Genomic DNA, 16,953 nt, shown 5'->3' with positions numbered 1-16,953 from the left:
CAGCTATATACCGCCATCGTACCCGATAAATCCCTTGAGGAGCAACCATTTCGAAGATTAATTACGATTTTCAGGCTGATCATGCCTCTGGGCGCCTGTCCCGGCTTCATGCATCGTGAACCAAAACATGCTTCCCTGCATTCCTGCCTGCTGCACGCCAATTCGTCCTCCATATTGTTCTACGAGCAGCTTGGCAATAGCCAGCCCCAGCCCAGCGCCACCGCTCTGTCTGTTCCTCGATCGATCCAAACGATAAAAGCGCTCAAAAATACGTTCTCGCTCCGCTTCCGGCACTCCGTCGCCCTCATCCGAAACCGTGAAACGCACCAGCTTAAGCTCCCTTCGCTGACCCGTTTCAAGCCCATCACCCGCTGCACTCGCCACCGCAGCTAGGGAAACATTATCGGTATCAGCTAACACCTCCGCCTCAATCAAAATCAACGAGCCCTGCGGCGAATGCCGCACTGCATTTTCCAGCAAATTTTGCAAAATCCGTTGCAAATGCCGCGGCTCTATCAACAAGCTGAGCGAGCGCTCCGGCAGCTTTACTTTAAGCTGCAGGTCCTTCTGCTCCGTAGGCTTCGCAAAACGCGGCAGCAGTTCGATCAGCACATCCTCGACCACCGCCTCCTGACGTGGGCCCTCTTCCTTCTGCTCAGCATCCAGCGTGGACAAATCGAATAAATCCTGAATCAATTCGCCGAGTCGAATCGTTTCTGTACGGATCGTCGCCAGATATCCTCTAAACGTCTCCTCATCTTGAATGATGCCGTCCTCCAGCGCTTCCACGTAAGATTGTACCGACGCAAGCGGTGTCCGCAAATCATGCGCCATATTCGCAACAAGCTCGCGCTGCGACGACTCCGCCGCCTTCACCTGACGAAAGCTTTCTTCAAGGCTCGCTCCCATGCGGTTGAATTGATCAGCAAGCTGCTTAAATTCCCTTAAACCTCTCTGCTCTATACGCGCCTGCAAATCCCCCTCCGCAATACGCTCCGCCCCTTCCCGCACCCGCCTTACCGAAACCTCTAGCGGGCGCACCAGCATAAAATAAATCAAGCCCGACACGACCCCCGCTCCCACCGTCGCCAGCGTCAGCCATTCGAACTGCTCTCTCGTCAGCAGCATATACCGATAAAACACCAGCAGCAAAATAATAATAAAAGCAATGCTGATCGTATTTACCAGCATTAAATAAGGACGCAGCCTCATCCGCCTGCCCCTTTCCCATCCAGCTTATAGCCGATTCCCCAGACTGTTTTGATCCAGAGCGGATCGGACGGATTGTCTTCAATTTTCTCCCGCAGGCGCCGGATATGAACCGTCACCGTCGTCGTATCGCCATCGTAAGCGATATCCCAAATTTGATTCAGCAGCTGGCTGCGCGAGAATACCTTGCCCGGATATTGCGCCAGCAGGCTCAGCAGGTCAAATTCCTTCGCCGTTAGCTCTGCCTCCACGTCTTTAACCGTGACGCGCCGCTCCAGCGGGAAGATGGATAATCCGTCGAAAAATAGAGCCTGGTCTCCGTTGCCGTTGCCATGAGCGCCTAAATTCACCATTCCGTTTGCCGTCCCGCTCCCTAGCCCGATTCCATTCCCAATTCCGCTTCCGCTAGCCCCCACAAGCTGCTGTCCCCTCGCCGCTTCGGCTGCCTGCCGGTTCGTCCGGCGCAAAATATTTTTGATCCGCAGCACCAGCTCCCTCGGACTGAACGGCTTCGTCATATAATCGTCTGCACCCATCGTAAGCCCTAGCAGCCGATCAGCTTCTTCCCCTCGGGCGGTCAGCATAATAATCGGTGTTTCCTCTGCTTGCCGGATGACGTCGCACACCTCGATTCCGCCTAGCTTCGGCATCATCAGGTCGAGCACCAATAAATCCGGCTGATGCTCTCTCCACAGCGCAAGCGCTTGCTCGCCATCTGCTGCCACCCATACCGCCCAGCCTTCCCGCTCCAAATAGCGGCGGCAGACGTCAGTTATATTTTGTTCATCATCTGCTACTATAATTTTGGCGCTCATGCGGGTTCCTCCTGCCAGCTTCTTATATAGCAACAAATCCCCTGCCAAATGGCAGAGGAACTGTTTTTGAAATACAATGCGCAGCTGTGCTGTGCTTTGCCAGCATTATATCTTTTTACTTCCGATGTTGACTGCTGCCTACTTGTCGCCTTATTTCATCGACTTATCGTCCATCTTGCCCATGTCGTCCATGTCCTTTTTATCGTCCATCTTGCCCATGTCGTCCATGTCCTTTTTTTCGTCCATCTTGCCCATGTCGTCCATGTCCTTCTTATCGTCCATCTTGCCCATGTCGTCCATGTCCTTCTTTTCGTCCATCTTGCCCATGTCGTCCATGTCCTTCTTTTCGTCCATCTTGCCCATGTCATCCATGTCCTTTTTTTCGTCCATCTTGCCCATGTCAGTCTTGTCTGTCTTGTCTTCCATCTGATTAGTATTACTCATATTATTCGTGTCGTTCATCTTTTCCTTACTCATCCCGTTATTCGCATTGCACGCGCTCAGCGCAAGCATGCTTCCTACCAGCATAACCATCAGAATACCTTTTTTCACAACCGTTTCCCCCTTGAAAAATAGTTATTATTGTTTCGCAAGTACAGCTTAACAAGCAAAACTAACCATTCAAGAACGATCCGCTTGCAAAAGTATTTCTAAATTATTACAAATCTCTAAACAGCATCTGAAGCATACCCTTGTCACCTAACTCCAACGTATGCCTCACTCACTCTCCCTAATCTCTTTCCAAACGCTGCCCTTTCCCATCAGCCTCTTACACCCACGCATCATTCGCATACCCGCGCTGTTCCCAATACCCGACATGCTCCCCTTCGATCAGCTCAATACGGTTCAGCCATTTGACCGACTTGTAGGCGTACATTTTCGGCACAATCAGCTTGACCGGTCCGCCGAGATCGCTTGGAATCGGCTTGCCGTCATGCATGACAGCGACCATGACGTCGTCCATATCCGCCTGCTCCAGAGTCAACGTATCCGTATACACACCGTCGCCGGAATAAAATTTTACCGTTTGTGCTTTCGACTGAACACCTGCGCTTTTCAGCAGCTCCTTGAGCGGAATCCCTTCCCACGTATTGTTGTACACGGACCAACCCGTCACGCAATGAAAATCGCTCACCTGCACCGTTCGTTTCAGCGCCACGAACTGCTCCCAATTCCACTGCAAGCGCTGATCGACCAAGCCATCAATCGTAAACGACCAATTGCTATTGTCGAATTTCGGAATCGGTGTCACTGTGTACACGCGGAAATTTCCTTTTGCACCGCCGCCCGTAGGCGGAAGCGAAGCTGGAAGCGGCTGCGGCTCAGGCAGCAGCTTATTGCCATTCTCCGCAACAAGCTCGTCAATAGACGAAGCTCCGCCAATACCAGTCCCAAGCGCCCCACCTACCCACTTTAGAAAAGAAGGCCCGAGCGCAATCGCGATCCCCGCGCCCAGCGTCCATTTTATTACCTGTCTCCGTGAATAAACCGCTTGCGGTCCCGCTGCAGGATGAATGACCTCCTCACGAACCGGATTTATCGTACGACGATGCGGTTGCTTGAGCCATTTTGTCCGTGTAATGGAATGGTAGATGATATAAGGCAGGCCGATCCACGTCAGCAAATCATGCACGAGCAGCGCCGCATTTGAAATTTCAGGCCCCACTAGTCTAAACTGCCACAGCAGCACACCAGATAAAAACCAGCCTGTGAGCAGCGCAAGTACGACGATTACATTAAATTTCTGCCACGGCTTTTCCTTAATTTGCTTCCAGTGCTTAGCGGCGAGAAATAAATAATAAACGACGGGCAGCAGCGAAGCGATGCCGACCACGATGTGCAGCCATTTTAACCACACGCGGCCTTCTCCCAGAAACCCCCGCCAAAAGCCGCCCAGCAGCATAAGTCCTGTCAACGCCAAAATCACAACTATCCACCCGTTCCACGCGTGGAGCGACACCAGCTTTTTCCCATAGCCCTTGCGCAAACGTTCAATGAATGAACTCATTCGGAGATATCCCCTTTCCAAGCTCCATATCTTCAACTAAGATGTGCGCCTTATCATTTTCTTTCTTCTCAGCTTTTTAACACTATTATAACGCCTGACACAAGCTATTACGAAATGACGGACTAAGCATAGCAAACAATGCTAAACAACCAGCAACGAAGTGCTTACAAAAGTATGAACAGCTTATTACAAAAAGATTAACGAGCCACACAGCCCAATCAAACATTTTTCCTTGCTAGCCGCAAGTGAAAGTAATGACTAGGAAAGGTACAGACTTCTCCAAAAATTGAGGATAGCTGTACCTTGTTTTCGTTAATGGGACTTTTAATGACGACTCACAACTTGCATGCAAGCGGTAGAGTTCCTTATTCAGCACCTTCACAGCTCACGAAAAGCGAGGACGAGACGCATACTGCAAGATAGCTGCTGCTGCCCTCTCACGGCGCTCTACATCCTCACACTGCATGGCTAGCCTTAAAATATCCACCGCTTCCCTAATTGTCGTATGATCTATGTCAAAAGACTGCTCACTTTGTACGTTGCTTTCCGCAGCCCCGCTCAACCATAACTCCATCTGCCAATCGGTTACGGGCTGCTCATACCTAGCGGGAAATTGTCCTTCGGCTATCACTTTGGTTATAAATGACTGCAGCTCCGGGGCAATCCTGCTCTGCGGCAAGCTTTTGAGCCAGGTCACACCGCGTCGATGGCAGCTGCCGTCCTCCCTGTTATCTGCATCCAGCACATAATAATAGTCGCCCAAATCGCCAAAATGAACCTTATCGTCATCCGCTAAAAGCACATAATCGCCGTCTGCCACTACTTCCACGAACAATCGAAGCTCTGCGATACGCCCAGCCAGTGCCGCACCCTCAAGATGATAAACCTCAATTAATTGTGCCTTGCACGCTTCCTCGTCGAAGGGCCCCAAATTACCAAGCCCCGGGCCATACAAGCATACGAAGTTATCCTCCAAAAATGTCTTGCTCCGGTTTATCCCGCCTACAACCGCTTGCATCACAAACAACTGCAGCCTGCTCACCTCCGCTTCATTCTCTGTATTCCTATTATATCTCCTAATCCGCCTCAGGAAAAAGCCGCTCAAGCTAAGGCATACATGCAACCATTGCGAGAGGAATCTTCGCATGCTTCGTTTCAGTAGTTCACTCCTTGCTAAGGATAGACTTTGGCGGACACAGCAGCCGCTATTTTAGCCAGATCACGGGTTCAGCCCGGCTGCGGACTCAGGAGCAGCTATTTCGCTGGAAATGGCCATTTTGCTGGGATATTGAGGGCGATAACGGATCTCCTGTCCGCTTATGTCCTGAAATCGAATAAAAAGCTAGAATAGCGGCACCTCAGTCCGCCAAAAAAGCAGTTACTGTCTGGAGCTGTAGGGTATCAGCAACAAACGCAGGTTACGGTTCACCAGCCTTGGGTCAGCGGATGAGATTGCCCTCGAATAATGGCAAACCTATTAAAGTTAACCAACGGCCTCTCCTGAGAAAAATAAATCCCGCGCGCTCCCCATCATATGAGGAAGCGAGCGGGATTTTCGAGCTTGTAAGCTGCGGTACTGACCTGCCTTGCCGATTATCCTTGAAGCATTTCGTGTTGACTTTACAGCCCGGATAATTAGTAAGTGCTTTCATTAAATGTCTGAAAAGAACTTTCGTTCCTAAGCACATCACGGTACCCTCCGGTGTTTATTTAGCTTAGCCCAATGCTCACACAGCCCGAAAGAGCAACAATACACCACTTCTCAGGAGGAAAACGATTTATGAAGGCTGGTCATTAGCTCCTGACAGGCTGAGACAATAGCGCTTAAAGAGCAAAAAAGATCACCCTCGCCTTCCGTGAGGTGTGATCTCCTTTTCGTCTGCTTAAGCGTACAGCGTTATCCGCTTCATTTTGTCAGTACTACCGGGCCTGAGCGGGTAACCGCCACAGTATGCTTTACATGCGCCGTCGCAAGTCCCGGCTCGACACTAGCAGCGTCACCCGCCAGCGCACCTAATCCCACAATTAAATCAATCGTCAAAATCATGCCTTCTGCCAATAGCTCCTCCGGCTGCTCCACCGGGCGCATCTCTCCTTGCTGCAGCCGGTGAAGAATGCCGTGCACCGCGATATCCGGCATGCTGTTCATGACCAGGCAGCCCGACTTGGCCGCTGAAGTATGGATAGCCACGATGATGTCTCCGGCGCTTCTGCCTACTCTCGCCTCGGCAATACCGCGATTCAGCGTATGCTGCGCCGTGCGCAGCAGCTTGCGGGCAAGCGGGGACGGCTCACCTATCGCATACGTCCAGGCGAATTCAGCTGCGCCGCCATCCACCCCGGCAATCATCTCGATTTTGACCATATCACCGCTGGACAGAGGAGCCGTGCCGGGAAACCCGCCGCGCAGCATCCCGTTTACCGAGGCATAAATGGCGAACGGATAACCTTTTCGCCCCTTGTAGGCCGGAAACGCCCCTCTTTCCAGCATGAATCGCTCCGTAAAACGCTCGATCTCAAGCGTTGTCACCCCGCAGGTAATCCGCTTTGACAGCTCCTTATGGCATGCAGCTATAATGCTCCCTGCATGCTGTACATACTGCTCTTCCGTGCCAAGCGCAAGCTTCGTCAGCATATCCAAACCTCCCTCCTCTATTCACCATATTCGAGGAGTAAAGCGGACATTCTCACGAATGTGAACAAATCGTGTAATGCTTTGTTTTCTCTCTTTCCCTTCAAACAAAAGGGCTCTATTCCCCTTGAAGGGAATAGAGCCCGTATAACCATGAGATTAGCCGACTGAGGAGTTGAGCTTGCCCATTTCATCTTCCACCAGCAATGTTAATTCTTCCTCGTAGCCGCCGGTAATCCGGTACTTTCGAATGTAATCCCTAACAAATTTGCGTGAATCCTTGGGTTGGAAAATTCTCGTTAGTTCTTTCAGGCTTTCCTTGACTTCATTCTGGCTGTGCTTCGCCATGAAATCTCCTCCCTTAACGTTGGATGGTCGTCCTAAACAACAAATTCCGAGAACACATTCGGCTAAAACACCGCCGGACTCCCATCGGTCAAGCGTCACCATGGTTTGATGATTCAAAATGTTTGAACTTTTCTTACTATTATAACATTTATGCTACACTTGGGAAAGCATGCATTTGACCAGCTCGTCCTCCAAGCGTATAATTTATGCGAATTCCGCACTAGTCAGGCGTCCTGTCCAGGGGTGAAACATGCTCCTCCTCACTAGCGGAAGCCTCGTCAGCACTAGCATGGCGCTCTATGGATGAACGGACAGAAGCTGCGCTCCGGTCTTTATGAAACATTCGTAAATAGGCGAGAACCCCGAAAATAGCGACTGCAATACCGAACGCCAGCACCAGCGCAGTGACCCAGCCTGAAACCATTATCCCAGCTCCTCTCTGACAAGGTGAAACGGCTGCAGCTTGCCTTTGGCAGCGCGGCGCGTTTCAATCCGAGAAATATAAGCCCATTATTAGGGGGAGCTTATACCTTCTTATATTTTTTAATATCGGCAAAAATCCGCTTTTTTTCAAGCTACAGATATTTCCAAATATAGGTTACATTATAGCGAAAATCCAGCCTGGCTTCAACTGTCCTAAGAACGAAAAAGACTAGCTGCATAATCATGTAAGCCCTTTCATTTATTTCCCAAAAAAACCTCCGCTTCCATAATCCCATTGGAACGAAGGCTCTGTCTCAAGCTTAAAATAGGTCTGGTCAGCAGGGCAAGCCTGTCTGCCGCAGCTATGCAAAATCCGGCATAATTTCCTGAATGCAATCCGGCGACTCGTACGCTTCGTTGCCTACCGCATTCGTTACCGGATAAGCTCTTAGCTGATAGGATTCCAGCGGGTCGAGATGCTTGCGCAGTGAACGGAAATCATGAATGCGCGGATTGAGCCAATCTTCCAGCCCTTCCTCGTCAAGCACGATAGGCACGCGCGGCTGCCAGCCGGATAACGCCCCTGAAGAACTGGCCGTGATCATCGTAAAAGCGCGCACTTCCTGCCCCTGATAATTTTTCCAAGCATCAAAGAACCCCGCCACACCAAACAATCGCTGGCTCGGCACAACAATATGCATCGCCCGCGGCTCTCGCTCCTGCCCATACTGCTGCCAGCCAAAGAAGCCACTGCATGGTACAACACAGCGCTGCCTGCGCAGCATCCGCTCGAAAAATGGCTTTTCAGACAACCGCTCGCAATCCGCATTTACTGAATCCTTCGCCCAGAACGGAAACAAGCCCCATCTGGCATCCTGAAGCGTCCGCTCGCCTAAGCGGTCATTCATTACAATTGACACCGACTGGGTCGGCGCTATATTAAACCTAGTCACATCACAATCAATTACATTCCCAACCTGGAACGACCGAACCAAATCGTCGACATTTGCCCTAACCGAATAACGCTCAATCATCTGTATATCCCCCTCTAAGCTGCGCGGGCAAGCATTCCGCTGTGCTCAAAATATCGTCTTGCCCATTATTTGCATATGAGGAGGTTTTTTATTCACTTCTTGGCTTAATTTGTCGTAAAACGCTTGCGGAATTTAAGCGGCGGCATCCCGGTGTGGGAGGCAAACAGCCGCGAGAAATGCGGCGTTTGACGGAAGCCCGTTTCCTCCGCGATGCGGGCAATCGTCCAGTCTGTCTTAATAAGGAGCAGCTTCGCTTGATCCAGCCTGTAATAGAGCAAATATTGCTGCGGCGTACAACCGAACACCTCGGTCATACAGCGCGTAATATAATTGGTATGCAGCTGCAGCACTTCGCTGAGCATGCCATTGCTGATAGGGCTGCGGTAATTCATTTTCAAATAGGCCGCAGCACGTTCTGCCACCGATACGCCTGCTCTTGCGGCATCCGAACGCCAGCCTTCATCCAGCATTTGCAATAAATGCAGAAAACGCTGCTGCCGCTCCCAGAACGCGCCATGCGACGAGCTTTGCGCTGCATCATGCAGCTGTGCGAAGATGAGCTTCGCTTCGTCCGGGTAAGACAGGTGAATTTTTTTCGGCAGCCGAATAGCATACGTATAATAGTCTCCCCGCAAGGAGCCCGATTGACTCCCCTCGGTTTCCTCCCATGCACCCACCGTCTGAAAATGGATCCAGTCGAACACGGTCGTCTCCTGGCAAGGCTGATACGAATAATGATAGCTGTCCGGCCGCAAAATAAGCACATCCCCTGGGCCAAGCAGCCATTTATTGTCCCCTTCCGCAAGATGCAAAGCGCCTTCATGCACGAACAGCATATCGAATACGCCAATATTAGTCCGGTTCGGATGTTCCTCACCCGCTTGATACGTACGACGGTTTGATTCTATAAAAAAGGGCAGCGGCGGCGAACGAAACGTTAGCAGCAGTTCCTCTGACACGACAATCTCTCCTTGTGCAACTATGTAAGTTAGTATTTATGTATTGCCCCATGTTACATAACTAACAATCGTTTGTCTACCTTTGCCTCCGGATGCGTCTTCCTAATAGTGAGCGTAAAAAAAGAGCATCAATCGATGAACCATCGAACGATGCTCTAGCCTACATAGTAAGACTTGCTGACTTTTGCAGCACAGCCTCAGCTGCTGCTTCTGACGTCTTGCTGAAGCATTCGCTGCGCAGCGGGCAGCTTCGGCACTCCGCCGCATTGTTGCTCTTGCGCAGCCGCTCGGCTTCGGGCAGCATAGTCTGCACAAGCCTCATATAATCCAAGGACTGCGGTATATCAGCTTCGCTTGGATAATAGGAAATCCGCTGACCGCTCATCACCGACAAAACATCGATCCGGCTAGGCAGCTTGCCGAAGGCGCTGTTACAAAATACGGCGGTCATATGCTGGAACGTAACGATGACATCCTCATCCTCGTCCACGACAAACTTTTGCACAATATAATCGGTATTCGACCCATACGGATCTTCGGCGACAATTTGAAAGATTTGCGTGAGCTCCACATCGAGCGGCTCAACAAAGGTGCGATGCTGCTCAAATTGGATAATTGGCGCCGCCTCTTGCTCCTCCAATAAAAAAGCCGTCAAATGTGCAACCGCTTGCAGTTTCGAATCCCAATAATGCTCCGCATTATCGAATTTAGCTACTCGCGGCGTCCACCAGCGCTCCGCCAGCCGCTTCACTACATCTGCTGTACGGGCATGGGGCGGCAGCTCATAAAAATCATTCACAATATGGCTGATGGCGAATTGCATAAGCTGGCGCCCATTCACTTCGCCTGCCCGCTTCTTCGCCGTCTGCCGTTTAATGAACCGATAGGGGCAGCGCAGCAGCTCTTCCAACTTGTAATCCTCAATCAGCTTTACTGCTGCGGATTGCTCCATAATCGGCCACCTCATCTTTCTTGCGGGTCACTTAGAAATAAAGCAGCAACTGCCGCCCTTCTTATTAGCCCGCTACAGTTACAAGGCCAGCTACTTGCTTGCCTAGGTTTTTGCATTGTTCTTTCTCATCATCGGAAGGGTTGTATTCAACCTTCAGGCTTTCGGAGACAATTTCTGCCCCTAGCTCGCGCAGCTTAGCTTCGATGGTATCAACCGCGCCGCAAAATACAGGATAGGAGGAATCCCCCGAACCGAATACGGCTGCTTTGCGGCCGCTGAGGTCAAGTCCTTCAAGCTCCTCATAGAAATCAAGAATTTCATCTGGAAGCTCGCCGTCTCCCCAAGTATACGCGCCGATAATGATGCCATCGTACTCCAGCAAATCAGCTGCATTTGCATCGAAAGCTTCCTTCGATACAACCTCAACGCCCGCTTCCTGTGCTCCAGCAACAATTGCCTCAGCCATTTCCTCTGTATTACCCGTCATGCTCGCGTATACCACAATTACCTTTGACACCTATACATTCCTCCCAAGTGTAAATAGCCGTCGCCATTTTGGACAATCGGCTGCTTTGTTTCCCATCAGCTGGGGGAGAGCAGTCTCTCCTCCGCGCGCAGATGGCTGATTTTATATGAACTAGGCATCCATCATTTGAATACCTTGAAACAACGTGGCCATATACAAGCTGTCGCCCTGCAGATCCACATCCGTCACCGGAATGCCCAGCTTCACAGACAGCAGCGTTACTTGATTGCGGATATAAGCGAGCTGAAACAAGCCTTTATCCGTACATACATAAATATCTTTCCCCTTCGCAACAATGGAGAAAATAAACTGCTTGCTGAAGCGGATGCGGTCAAACCGCCCCTTCTTGTCGCCAATCATCAGCTCGCCGCGATCGCTGACGCCAATGAGATGTCCTCGGTATACAGCAAGGCTTGTAACCGCACGGCCCAGCTCAAACTCGGCCCACTCATCCATAAAACGGTCGTACAGCGCGACTCCGCTTTCATGACCAACGACGAGATATTGCGGCAGGTTCATGAAATCATAGACCCGCTTGTCGGCGCAGGCTGACTTCTCCCAGCGGCTTCCCGAATTTGACCACAGCCCATAATCCGTTGCCGCATAACCTGTGCCACCAAGCATCCGGTATTGATAGCAAGGAATGGCAAGACCATCATTCACCCATTGCCCATTTGTATATTGATAAAGTCCTTCACTCGTGCAGGCATGAAGCACGCTGCTTTGCAGCTGCAGTCGATTAACCATTGCCGATTGCGGCATCCCTGCACTAAGCTTCAACCATTGCTCTTCGCCATTAATCTGATAGACGCCATAACCAACCGATGCCACGTACAGCGCATCCTCGCCTGCCTTCACTGATGAGAACGGGAACAGCTGCCAATTCCACGGCTTGCCCGTTTCGGCTGGCGCATCATTCATTTGGTGCTCCTTGCGATTAAACTCTGCCACGATTAAACCAGCTCCATCAATATATACTATCGTATATTATTTTGCATCATTGTATAAGTGGACAAAATGATAATGATTATCACTTTCGTAGTATATGATAACTATTCTCATACCTAATGTCAATCATTATCTATCGAAATTGGAAAATGTGCCTAGCCGTGGGCAGCATTCGCCCGTTGTTCATTCTTTTGCCATACTACTTGGTCCTCCCCCTGTAATTCCATGGTTATGCATTGTCTTCGATAGTGCTATAATGAGCAACAACAAGCAAGGTGAAACGGCTGTCGCCTCCTCTGGCGGCGTGGCGCGTTTCAATCCGAGAAATATAGAGAAAGGATGATAAAATCATATACTTTCCTATATTTCAAGGTGAAACGGCTGTCGCCTCCTTTGGCGGCGCAGCGCGTTTCAGTCCGAGAAATATAGAGAAAGGATAGAACCATCACATTCTTTCCTATATTTCAAGGTGAAACGGCTGTCGCCTCCTCTGGCGGCGTGGCGCGTTTGGAAACAATCCTGGAAGGTGGCCTCACATGGAATATTTATCATCTCACTCGCCTAGAGTTGGGCTTGAAGACATCGTTCACGCCCAAATGCATTTGAAAGACGTCATTCTCCGCACGCCCCTGCAATATAATCGCGTGCTCTCCGAGCGCTACGGCTGCAATGTCCTGCTGAAACGCGAGGATTTGCAAATTGTGCGTTCCTTTAAAATTCGCGGTGCCTACCATTTAATGCGTTCACTGCCGCCAGAGCGGCTTGCCGCAGGTGTCGTCTGCGCAAGCGCAGGCAATCATGCGCAGGGCGTTGCCTACTCCTGCCATGCGCTTGGCATCCCGGGCAAAATTTATATGCCTAGCACAACGCCGCGCCAGAAGGTAAACCAAGTGTCCTTCTTCGGTGGCGACAGTGTCGAGGTTATTTTGACTGGCGACACCTTTGATGATGCTTATGCAGAAGCCATTAAGGAGAGCGAGCGCAGCGGTACGGCTTTCGTTCATCCGTTTGACGATTTGAAAATTATTGCCGGCAATGGCACAGTCGGACAAGAACTGATGGAAGCGTCGGATACGGTGCCGGATTTTGTATTTGTGGCTGTAGGCGGCGGCGGCCTTGCTGCTGGTGTAGCTTCATATGTAAAAGCCATTTCGCCGGAAACGAAAGTGATTGGCGTAGAACCAGAAGGGGCTCAGTCGCTGCGCGAATCGCTAGATGCCGGGGAAGTCGTTACGCTTGAGCATATCGACAAATTCGTCGATGGCGCTGCAGTAAAGCGGATCGGCAAGCTGACGTTCGCGATCTGCCGCGAATTGCTCGATGATACCGTGCCTGTTCCCGAGGGCAAAATTTGTACGACCATGCTCGATCTTTACAATGAAAATGCGATTGTAGCGGAGCCAGCCGGTGCGCTGCCTATAGCTGCGCTTGAAATGTTCAGGGATCAGATTGCCGGAAAAACAGTCGTGTGCGTCATTAGCGGAGGGAATAACGATATTGACCGCATGCAGGAGATTAAGGAGCGTTCGCTCATTTATGAAGGATACAAGCATTATTTCATGTTAAATTTCCCGCAGCGCGCGGGTGCGCTGCGAGAATTTCTCGATGATGTGCTCGGTCCGACCGATGACATCACCCGCTTCGAGTATACGAAAAAGCACAATAAGGACAATGGCCCCTCACTCGTCGGCATTGAGCTGAAGCACCGTAAGGACTATGAGCCCTTGATCAGCCGCATGCAGATGAAAGGCTATTCCTTCATCGAGTTGAACAAAGATCCTGTACTATTTAATTTATTAATTTGATGAACGGCTATTCAATCACCAATTACCAAGCGTAAGCTTTAGGCGCATCGCCGCCCGGTCCTGGGAAAATCTCATCGATACGGGCGAGCGTCGCGCTATCCAGCTCTAGCTCTACCGCACGAAGCGAGCGCTCGAACTGCTCCAGCGTGCGCACCCCAATAATCGGAGCCGTAACCGCCGGATTCGCCAGCAGCCATGCGAGCGATACGAGATCCTCAGGCTCACCCAGCTCATCGCAAAGCTTGCCATATTCGCCCAGCTGCGCGCGATGCTTGTCCAGACGCTTGGTGTCTCCACTGCGGCGTCCGCCATTATCCCTGCGGTGATTGCCCGCAAGCAGCCCCCCATCCAGTGGACTCCACGGAATAACGCCAAGACCGAGCGCCTTCGATGCAGGAAGCACCTCCAGCTCCGGCAAACGGCACAGCAAATTATATTTGTGCTGCTCGGATACGAGCCCCAAAATCCCTCTCGCTTTTGCTTCACCCTGCGCCACAGCAATATCCCAGCCAGCAAAGTTGCTAGAGCCGACATACCCGATTTTGCCTTGCGAGACAGCCGTTTCAAATGCGCTCCACAATTCATTCCAATGGACGTTACGATCCACATGATGCATCTGATACAGCTCAATATGATCCGTCTGCAGGCGGCGCAGCGAGCCTTCCAGATGGCGGCGAATTTTATAAGCGGACAAGCCGGCTTCTCGGTTCGGCCCATCATGGTCATCATTCATATCGCCATATACTTTGGTTGCCAGCACGGTACGCTCACGGCGTCCGCCGCCTTGACTGAACCATTTTCCGATAATTTCCTCCGTACGTCCAGAGTTTTCGCCCCAGCCATAAATGTTCGCCGTATCAATAAAATTAATGCCCGCATCTAATGCGGCATCCAAAATCCGGAACGCTTCCTTCTCATCTGTATCCACACCAAAATTCATGGTACCAAGGCATAAGCGGCTAACGCGCAAACCTGACTGACCCAAATAAGTGTATTGCATAAAAGAAAGTCACTCCTTCAATCCTTTTTTTGATTGCCATACCCTTCCTATTATACATAACCGAAAGTCCATAACCAAGCTGAAAGCGCATGCAAAGCCTGCTGCTCCTCCTAGAAAGCATTAAGACTGATTATGGGTAAAATTTAGTTACATAGGTGAAAATAAGCCCGTCATGAGCGACAGCAGCAGCTGAACGCAATTACAAGAGAGGGTGATGGAATGGCTATATTTTCCTCCATATTAATTTTGCTTGCTCTGATCGGGCTGTCCAATATTATCAATCGGCATCTTCCGGTTGTTCCAGCTCCACTTATCCAAATTGCGCTTGGCATTGGGATTACGCTTCTACCGTCTGGCGTCCATATGACGCTGGAGCCCGAGCTATTTTTCATATTGTTCGTAGCTCCGCTGCTGTATAACGATGGCAAGCATACGCCGCGCAATGAATTATGGAGGCTTCGCGCCCCGATTTTCCTACTCGCTGTCGGCCTTGTGTTTGTCACCGTATTTCTTATCGGCTATGCGATCCACTTTATGATTCCGTCCATTGCGCTGCCGGCAGCGTTTGGACTTGCTGCCCTGCTGTCTCCGACCGATGCTGTAGCGGTCAACGCATTAGCGGGGCGGGTTCATCTGCCAAAGAGCCTGCGGCATTTGCTGGAAGGGGAAGCGCTGATGAACGACGCCTCCGGGCTCGTCGCCTTTAAATTTGCGATGGCAGCTGCGCTAACCGGCACATTTTCCTTAACGAAAGCAAGCATCAGCTTTGTCGTTATTGCGACGGGCGGCCTTGCGGTCGGGTGCGTGCTGGCCTTCCTGATTACAGGACTTCGCGCTGTTTTGCGCCGTTCTGGTCTGGAAGATCCAACGCTGCATATGCTTATCCATATGCTCACGCCATTTGCTCTTTATTTGACTGGCGAGCATCTTGGCGTATCCGGTATTTTGGCCGCTGTAGCCGGAGGCGTCGTCCATGCCGTTGAACGCGATGAATACGATAAGGCTCGGGCCCGGAACGATGAGGTGCCTGACCATACATGGTCGGTTATTTTGTACATACTGAATGGACTCGTTTTTGTCATATTAGGACTGCAAATACCTGTCGTCTTCAGTACCATTTTTGTTAATCCTGCGATTAACTCGCTTCAGGTGACAGGCTATGCTTGCTTCATTTTCGTACTGCTATTGCTTCTGCGATTTTTGTGGACGTACGCCTTTACAAGAGGGGGCCGCTTATTCGGCTCTGAGCAGCAGCGCGAGAAGCCTTCGTTTAAAATATTAGTCATGACCTCGCTTTCTGGCGTACGCGGTGCCATCACGCTTGCCGGGGCGTTCTCCATTCCACTGTTTCTAGCCGACGGAAATCCGTTTCCCGAGCGGAATGTCATTATTTTTCTTGCGACTGCGGTTATTCTGTTATCGCTGCTCGTCGCGAGCACCGTGCTTCCGCTACTAGCAAGCAGCAGCGATACGGGCAATGAATCAAAACGGACGGAGAAAGAGCGCCAAGGGCAGCTCAAAATGATGAATGCGGCCATTGAGGCCATCCACCAAGCAGCGAGCAAGGAAAATGAAGCGGAAACGGCTGCCGTCCTTGCCGAATATGAGCGTTGGTTCCGCATGCTGGAGCTTCAGAAGCCCCGGCTGACAACGAAGCAAGTTGATGAGGGGATCATTGACCTGCGCTTTGAGGCATTCCGCATGGAGCGGGAAGCTGCCCGCCGCATGCTGGCACAAGGGGAAATCAGCGAGCAGCAGTTCGAACTGTTCGAACGAAGCCTCGAGCAGCTTGAGCTGATGCTGGCGGGACGCCGAAGCTTTTGGCCGATTATTATGAGAAAGCTGATGAGGCTCCCGCTGGAGATGCTCCCCCTCAAAAAATCGAAATCGCCTGCCAATGCCAAGATAGGCCAAGCCGATCGCGAGGCGCTGAGAAGGATGAAGCTGCGAGCCTGCGAGTCGGTTATCGACACTTTCGATAACCGCCTGGACGAGTCCGGCTCAGAGGAGCGGAGCGAGCTGATCAGCCATTACCATTTTATAAAGGAAAAGCTTCAAAAGCCGATATCGCCGAAACAAAATGGAGGCGACGCCGACGTGCAGCGCGATTTGCATTGGGTTGCCATTCAGGCAGAGCGGGTCGAGGTGCAGACCTTGTATGAGCGTGGAGAAATCAATCGGGACCTTGCCAATAAGCTGCGGCAGTTTATCCGCAACCGCGAGGCGTCTATTTTAGAGCAGGGGTAACGAGCTCGAGCTGGCAGGTCTGGCTTGTTCCACATGCGGGAGCTTGG

16 protein-coding genes are annotated in these 16,953 nt (G+C 51.1%); 2 read left to right on the top strand and 14 right to left on the bottom strand.

Going from position 1 to position 16,953, the window contains the following annotated elements; all coding sequences use genetic code 11:
- Window positions 1–57: 57 nt before the first annotated feature.
- The 13 genes from MHB80_RS02735 to MHB80_RS02675 all read right to left on the bottom strand — a co-directional run bounded on the left by MHB80_RS02735 (window position 58) and on the right by MHB80_RS02675 (window position 11,857).
- Entirely contained in the window at window positions 58–1,212 is a 1,155-nt protein-coding gene (locus MHB80_RS02735; RefSeq protein ID WP_341280727.1) for a HAMP domain-containing sensor histidine kinase, read from the bottom strand.
- A complete protein-coding gene (locus tag MHB80_RS02730) occupies window positions 1,209–2,024 on the bottom strand; it encodes a response regulator transcription factor (RefSeq protein WP_341280726.1) in 816 nt (271 codons plus the stop codon). The genes MHB80_RS02735 and MHB80_RS02730 overlap by 4 nt, the downstream gene beginning before the upstream one ends.
- Before the next feature lie 150 nt (window positions 2,025–2,174).
- Entirely contained in the window at window positions 2,175–2,576 is a 402-nt protein-coding gene (locus MHB80_RS02725) for a hypothetical protein (RefSeq protein WP_341280725.1), read from the bottom strand.
- A gap of 217 nt (window positions 2,577–2,793) precedes the next feature.
- Window positions 2,794–4,032 carry a molybdopterin-dependent oxidoreductase gene (locus MHB80_RS02720; protein ID WP_341280724.1) on the bottom strand — a complete coding sequence of 413 codons (1,239 nt, stop codon included), beginning with the start codon at window positions 4,030–4,032 and terminating at the stop codon, window positions 2,794–2,796.
- 385 nt (window positions 4,033–4,417) lie between these two features.
- Window positions 4,418–5,074, bottom strand: a complete 657-nt coding sequence (locus MHB80_RS02715) for a hypothetical protein (protein WP_341280723.1) — start codon at window positions 5,072–5,074, stop codon at window positions 4,418–4,420.
- Window positions 5,075–5,938: 864 nt separating this feature from the next.
- Entirely contained in the window at window positions 5,939–6,667 is a 729-nt protein-coding gene (locus MHB80_RS02710; RefSeq protein WP_341280722.1) for a M24 family metallopeptidase, read from the bottom strand.
- 156 nt (window positions 6,668–6,823) lie between these two features.
- Complete coding sequence (locus MHB80_RS02705) at window positions 6,824–7,012, bottom strand: hypothetical protein (RefSeq protein WP_046229494.1); 189 nt, start codon at window positions 7,010–7,012, stop codon at window positions 6,824–6,826.
- 220 nt (window positions 7,013–7,232) lie between these two features.
- Entirely contained in the window at window positions 7,233–7,436 is a 204-nt protein-coding gene (locus tag MHB80_RS02700; RefSeq protein ID WP_341280721.1) for a hypothetical protein, read from the bottom strand.
- A 361-nt stretch (window positions 7,437–7,797) separates the two neighbouring features.
- Entirely contained in the window at window positions 7,798–8,469 is a 672-nt protein-coding gene (locus MHB80_RS02695) for an SOS response-associated peptidase (protein WP_341280720.1), read from the bottom strand.
- A gap of 104 nt (window positions 8,470–8,573) precedes the next feature.
- Window positions 8,574–9,428 (bottom strand): AraC family transcriptional regulator, encoded by an 855-nt coding sequence (locus MHB80_RS02690; RefSeq protein WP_341280719.1) that lies wholly within the window; start codon window positions 9,426–9,428, stop codon window positions 8,574–8,576.
- A 160-nt stretch (window positions 9,429–9,588) separates the two neighbouring features.
- Complete coding sequence (locus MHB80_RS02685; RefSeq protein WP_341280718.1) at window positions 9,589–10,380, bottom strand: hypothetical protein; 792 nt, start codon at window positions 10,378–10,380, stop codon at window positions 9,589–9,591.
- A gap of 64 nt (window positions 10,381–10,444) precedes the next feature.
- Entirely contained in the window at window positions 10,445–10,897 is a 453-nt protein-coding gene (locus MHB80_RS02680) for a flavodoxin (protein WP_056031783.1), read from the bottom strand.
- A gap of 120 nt (window positions 10,898–11,017) precedes the next feature.
- Window positions 11,018–11,857, bottom strand: coding sequence for a hypothetical protein (locus MHB80_RS02675; RefSeq protein ID WP_341280717.1), 840 nt, complete (start codon window positions 11,855–11,857; stop codon window positions 11,018–11,020).
- Window positions 11,858–12,390: 533 nt separating this feature from the next.
- Here MHB80_RS02675 and ilvA point away from each other — a divergent pair.
- Window positions 12,391–13,659, top strand: a complete 1,269-nt coding sequence (gene ilvA, locus MHB80_RS02670; RefSeq protein ID WP_341280716.1) for a threonine ammonia-lyase IlvA — start codon at window positions 12,391–12,393, stop codon at window positions 13,657–13,659.
- A 22-nt stretch (window positions 13,660–13,681) separates the two neighbouring features.
- Here the strand turns inward: ilvA and MHB80_RS02665 are convergent, their stop codons facing one another.
- Window positions 13,682–14,659, bottom strand: coding sequence for an aldo/keto reductase (locus MHB80_RS02665; RefSeq protein ID WP_341280715.1), 978 nt, complete (start codon window positions 14,657–14,659; stop codon window positions 13,682–13,684).
- 219 nt (window positions 14,660–14,878) lie between these two features.
- On the opposite strand from MHB80_RS02665, the gene MHB80_RS02660 reads away from it, so the two are divergent.
- Window positions 14,879–16,906 (top strand): Na+/H+ antiporter, encoded by a 2,028-nt coding sequence (locus MHB80_RS02660; RefSeq protein WP_341280714.1) that lies wholly within the window; start codon window positions 14,879–14,881, stop codon window positions 16,904–16,906.
- Window positions 16,907–16,953 lie beyond the last annotated feature (47 nt).

The sequence above is a fragment of the Paenibacillus sp. FSL H8-0537 genome (assembly GCF_038051995.1).
Lineage (GTDB): Bacteria > Bacillota > Bacilli > Paenibacillales > Paenibacillaceae > Pristimantibacillus.
This window is presented reverse-complemented; position numbering and strand designations above follow the sequence as displayed.

Bases quoted from the DNA above. Each gene is read 5' to 3' on its own strand.
- MHB80_RS02735 (WP_341280727.1), bottom strand. From the start codon at position 1,212: ATGAGGCTGCGTCCTTATTTAATGCTGGTAAATACGATCAGCATTGCT.
- MHB80_RS02730 (WP_341280726.1), bottom strand. From the start codon at position 2,024: ATGAGCGCCAAAATTATAGTAGCAGATGATGAACAAAATATAACTGAC.
- MHB80_RS02720 (WP_341280724.1), bottom strand. From the start codon at position 4,032: ATGAGTTCATTCATTGAACGTTTGCGCAAGGGCTATGGGAAAAAGCTG.
- MHB80_RS02710 (WP_341280722.1), bottom strand. From the start codon at position 6,667: ATGCTGACGAAGCTTGCGCTTGGCACGGAAGAGCAGTATGTACAGCAT.
- MHB80_RS02705 (WP_046229494.1), bottom strand. From the start codon at position 7,012: ATGGCGAAGCACAGCCAGAATGAAGTCAAGGAAAGCCTGAAAGAACTA.
- MHB80_RS02700 (WP_341280721.1), bottom strand. From the start codon at position 7,436: ATGGTTTCAGGCTGGGTCACTGCGCTGGTGCTGGCGTTCGGTATTGCA.
- MHB80_RS02695 (WP_341280720.1), bottom strand. From the start codon at position 8,469: ATGATTGAGCGTTATTCGGTTAGGGCAAATGTCGACGATTTGGTTCGG.
- MHB80_RS02685 (WP_341280718.1), bottom strand. From the start codon at position 10,380: ATGGAGCAATCCGCAGCAGTAAAGCTGATTGAGGATTACAAGTTGGAA.
- ilvA (WP_341280716.1), top strand. From the start codon at position 12,391: ATGGAATATTTATCATCTCACTCGCCTAGAGTTGGGCTTGAAGACATC.
- MHB80_RS02665 (WP_341280715.1), bottom strand. From the start codon at position 14,659: ATGCAATACACTTATTTGGGTCAGTCAGGTTTGCGCGTTAGCCGCTTA.
- MHB80_RS02660 (WP_341280714.1), top strand. From the start codon at position 14,879: ATGGCTATATTTTCCTCCATATTAATTTTGCTTGCTCTGATCGGGCTG.